A 1928-nucleotide genomic window follows, 5' to 3' on the forward strand; every position below is an offset into this window, starting at 1 on the left:
TCGGTGAACAGGGCGAAGTTGGTTCCTTCACCGTCGTATGTCGCCCCCAGCGGGAAGGGGCGCCCGTTCCAGGTGTGCACGTGATCACCGTACGAGGATCACGGGCGCGTGTCCTGACGGGATCACCCGCGGGCGGCGACCGCCTCGCTCTCGTCGCGGGTGGCGGCGAGCACGGGTTCCGGCAGCACCGTGTACCGGGGTGTCCGGCGCGCCTCGCGCAGGCTGGGCGCGGGCACGGGCGGGTCCAGCGGGGCGTGTTCGGCGGCGCGGGCCCGCCACGAGAACCAGATGATCTTGCCGCCGACGTCCGTGGCACAGCAGCCCCAGCCGTCGCTCAGGGCGGCGATCTGGGCGAGACATCCCTGGGGCTCCTTGTGCGGGCGGATGTCCTGGCTGTTGTCCGAGACGGCGGCGATGAGGTGCTGACCGTTCCACCACATCTCGATGGTCGTGTTCTTGTCCGCGGAGTGCTGCTCGATCGTGCGGAGCAGCGCTTCCGCACAGTGGCAGACGGACTCGACGAGATTCTCCAGGTTCCAGTACCGGAGGTGGGCGGCCACGATGCGCTTGACCTGTCCGACCTTTTCCGGGCTGAGCTCCACGTCGAGGTGGTAGTAGCAGGGAACTGCGGCTTTCATCGTCGTTCGCTCCTCACCGGCGATGCCCTCGCTCCTCCTCGCCCCCTGCGGGACCGAGCCCCGAGTACGAAGCGTGAGCACTGATCGCTCCTGAGTCACCTCCAGAGTGAGAGGGCTACTCCATTCGTGCAACACGAGCGCACCCCCAATGTTGTTGAAGAACCAACAAGACGCTCGGTCGCTGTACAGGCACCATGAGTGAGGGTGTCGGTCCGTGACGGGTCGGCTCCCCTTCGCGTACGGCCCTCACTCGCCGGCCAGGCGAGCCGTCCGCGGTCGAGAGATCGGGAAGGTGACCAGCGTGATGCTGCTGCCTGCCAAAGCCGAGGTCGCCAGGCATCTGGAGCGCTACCGGGCGTGGGAACGTCTGCTTCTCGCGGCTCCCGCCGACCACGTGGTGCGGGGGAACTTCGAGAACACCGGATACACCCTGTGCGTCCTGATGGGGAAGCGGTGCGCGCGGGAGGCGGCGAACGCCGCCGAGGTCTATCTGCAGGACGTTCCGGCGCGGATCTGAACGGACAGACGCTCCGGCAGGGATTCGAACGGATCTGAACGACGGTCCCGAGGACCGCAACGAAAGGGCCTTTGGCGGCAACGACGAGTCGGGCCCAGAACCGCGGAGGCGAAACGCATGGACGCGAACACGGACACCGGCCGTATCCCCGTCGTGGATGTGCGGCCGGTCGTGGAATGCGGCGGACGGCCCGCGAAAGCGGTCGTCGGCGAGACCTTCCAGGTCACCGCCACCGTCTTCGGCGAGGGCCATGACGTGGTCGGCGCCAATGTCGTCCTGCGTGATCCGGACGGCCGCCCCGGCCCGTGGACGCCGATGCGCGAACTCGCTCCGGGGACCGACCGCTGGGGCGCCCGTGTCACTCCGTCGGAGGCGGGCCGGTGGACCTACCTGGTGGAGGCGTGGAGCGACCCGGTGACCGGGTGGCGGCGCGCCGCCGAGGTCAAGATCCCGGCCGGGATCGACGTCGGCCTCGTCCTGGAGGAGGGCGCCCTGTTGTACGAGCGGGCCGCCGCCTCCGTACCCGAGGCCGCCGGCCGGGACACGGTGCTGGCCGCCGCCGACGCCCTGCGCGACGACTCCCGGTCCCCGGCCGACCGGCTCGCGGCGGCCCTGGCCCCGGAGGTGGACGCCGTTCTCGCGGAGCATCCCCTGCGTGAACGGCTCACCCGCTCCCTCCCGTTGCCGCTGCTGGTGGAGCGGGAGCGGGCGCTGTACGGCGCCTGGTACGAGTTCTTCCCGCGTTCGGAGAGCGGGCAGCTGGACCCACCGGC

At 70.0% G+C, this 1928-nt stretch carries 2 protein-coding genes and 1 pseudogene; 2 read left to right on the plus strand and 1 reads right to left on the minus strand.

Annotated elements, in window-relative coordinates; all coding sequences use genetic code 11:
- Nucleotides 1–122 precede the first annotated feature (122 nt).
- The gene (locus ACFWBT_RS42780; protein ID WP_385710193.1) at nt 123–638 is read right to left on the minus strand and encodes a pep a2; all 516 of its coding nucleotides are present in this window, start codon (nt 636–638) and stop codon (nt 123–125) included.
- A 304-nt stretch (nt 639–942) separates the two neighbouring features.
- On the opposite strand from ACFWBT_RS42780, the pseudogene ACFWBT_RS42785 reads away from it, so the two are divergent.
- Both ACFWBT_RS42785 and ACFWBT_RS42790 read left to right on the plus strand, forming a co-directional pair.
- Nucleotides 943–1134, plus strand: a pseudogene (locus tag ACFWBT_RS42785) (DUF5133 domain-containing protein); the annotation flags it as partial.
- A gap of 138 nt (nt 1135–1272) precedes the next feature.
- Nucleotides 1273–1928 (plus strand): maltotransferase domain-containing protein (locus ACFWBT_RS42790; RefSeq protein WP_385710196.1); only part of this gene is annotated, 656 nt, incomplete at its 3' end.

It is taken from the genome of Streptomyces sp. NPDC060027, from assembly GCF_042737005.1.
Lineage (GTDB): Bacteria > Actinomycetota > Actinomycetes > Streptomycetales > Streptomycetaceae > Streptomyces.